3 protein-coding genes and 1 pseudogene are annotated in these 2,097 nt (G+C 73.1%); 2 read left to right on the top strand and 2 right to left on the bottom strand.

Annotated features, from left to right (window positions below; translation table 11 throughout):
* On the top strand, nt 1–576 hold a 576-nt coding region (locus tag FV222_RS24160), incomplete at its 5' end, for a sigma-70 family RNA polymerase sigma factor (protein WP_246685634.1).
* Nucleotides 577–694: 118 nt separating this feature from the next.
* Complete coding sequence (locus FV222_RS24155) at nt 695–1,252, top strand: metallophosphoesterase (protein WP_147761788.1); 558 nt, start codon at nt 695–697, stop codon at nt 1,250–1,252.
* Between the two features lie 21 nt (nt 1,253–1,273).
* Here FV222_RS24155 and FV222_RS24150 read toward each other — a convergent pair whose 3' ends face one another.
* Together FV222_RS24150 and FV222_RS24145 are read right to left on the bottom strand one after the other, a co-directional pair.
* Entirely contained in the window at nt 1,274–1,702 is a 429-nt protein-coding gene (locus FV222_RS24150) for a GFA family protein (protein WP_147761787.1), read from the bottom strand.
* Between the two features lie 70 nt (nt 1,703–1,772).
* A pseudogene (locus tag FV222_RS24145) lies at nt 1,773–2,097 on the bottom strand (MFS transporter); the annotation flags it as partial.

The following is a 2,097-nucleotide window of genomic DNA, read 5'->3' as shown; positions in this document are numbered from 1 at the left end:
CTGCCGGAGCCGCTGCGCGCCCTGGTGCGCCGCTTCGAGGACGTGCTCGCGAGCCGCGGCGAGACGCCGACCACGGCGTTCCGCGACGACCTGATGGCCGTTCTCCCGGCGCTGCGCACCTTCGCGTTCTCGCTCGTCGGCGACATGAGCCGGACCGACGACCTGGTCCAGGAAACCTTGATGAAGGCCTGGATGAACCAGCACCGGTTCCAGGCGGGCTCGAACCTGGTGGCGTGGCTGTTCACGATCATGCGCAACCAGTTCTACACCGAGATCCGCAAGCGCAAGCGCGAGGTGGAGGATGCCGACGGCGTCCAGGCCGGCAAGCTGACCGCGGTGCCGGACCAGGAGGACGTCGTCACCCTCAAACGCCTCTACGCGGTCATGGAGACGCTTCCGGCGACGCAGCGCGAGGCGCTCCTCCTCGTCGGCGCCGAGGGCCTCACCTACGAGGAGGCCGCGGTGCGGCTGCAATGCCAGGTCGGCACGGTGAAGAGCCGGGTCAGCCGCGCCCGCGGGCAGCTCGCCGGCCTCCTCGGGCTCGAGAAGGAGCCGCCGCCGCGTCACGCGCCCTGAGGCGCGGCGCGGGAGCGCGGTCCGATGCCGCGTCGGCTGGCGCTGCCGGCGACGGGCGCCATCTCGGGTCTCTGCCGGGCGCACGGGCCCGGGCGGCCGAGGACCGGTCCGAAACCCCATGGCGACCTACTTCACGGCCGACACGCATTTCGGCGATGCCGACCTCGTCCGGCGCCGGCGCGGCGCCTTCGGCTCGGTCGAGGATCACGACGAGGCGCTGGTCGCCCGCTGGAACGCCCGCGTCGGCGTCGAGGACGAGGTCTGGCACCTCGGCGACTTCGCCGCCGGGGCCAGCCGAGACTATTGCGCGGCGATCTTCCGCCGGCTGAACGGCGTGAAGCGGCTGGTGCGCGGCAACCACGACACCAACCGCGTGCTCGACCTGCCCTGGGCGCAGCCGCCGGTGGACAGCGCCCGCATCAGCGTGGTCGACGCCGGCGGCACGTCGCGGAGGCTGTTCCTGTCGCACTATCCGCATCGCTCCTGGCCGGGCTTCTGGCGCGAGACCCGCCACCTCTACGGCCACACTCATGCCTGCCTGCCCGACACCAGCCGCTCCTGCGACGTGGGCGTGGACGCGCAAGACTATCGCCCGGTCGACCTCGCCGAGGTGCTCGCCCGGCAGGACGAAGCCGAGCAGGCGCCCGAGGAGATGGCGATCCGCGGCCTGCGCTGACTTGGCGCTGAGCCGGCGGCGTCAGTCCTCGGCCGGGACGAAGCGCAGCGTGCCCGCGCGCCGGGTCGCCGTGCCGGTGTCGCCGGTGTGGTTGATCCCGTCCATCACAGGCACCTCCGGGAAATCGAACGGGCTGACCCCGTCGAGGCAGGCGACGTTGACCGCGTACAGGTTTTGGTCGGACCGGCGCTGGTGATGGGTGTAGATCCCGCAGCGCGCGCAGAAGAAGTGTTGCGCCGTCCCGGTGTGGAAGCGGTAGCTCGTCAGCGCCGCCGCGCCCTGCAGGATCTCGACCCCGCCCGCCTCCGCCATCGCGACGACGGCGCCGCGCATCCGGCAGTAGGAGCAGGTGCAACGGCGGATCGACCGGAAGCCGGCGCCCAGCGTCGCCGCGAAGCGCACCGCGCCGCAATGGCAGCCGCCGGTCCGGATGGTCGTGTCGTTCGCCATCTCGTCTCCTTCTGCAGGCTTGGTCTGCGCATGCCGGATCACCCGCGCCGGGTCCGGCGCCGAACGGGGCTCATCCGGGGGCGCCCTTCCGTGGCGCGAGCCGGGGCGCGAGGGCGAGCATCAGCGGGACGACCGCCAACGCCGTGACAGCGGCAGCCATGGCCGCCCGGCCCGGGCCGAGCGCGTCGCCGAGCGGCCCGTAGAGCAGCGGCGTCGCCAGCGCGCTGCCACCGAGGGTGCAGGTGTAGAAGATCGCGAAGGCGCGCTCGACCCGGCCGCCCGGCGCCAGCTCCGGCACCGTGCCGTAGAGGACGGAGGAGGTGCCGTTGAGCAGCAGGCCGAGCAGCGGCAGCACCGCGATGGCGGGCGCCAGCGGCAGGGCGACGACGGCGAGG

It is taken from the genome of Methylobacterium sp. WL103, from assembly GCF_008039885.1.
Lineage (GTDB): Bacteria > Pseudomonadota > Alphaproteobacteria > Rhizobiales > Beijerinckiaceae > Methylobacterium > Methylobacterium cerastii.
Note: the sequence above shows the minus strand (reverse complement) of the source record. Positions and strands in the feature narration are given on the sequence as shown.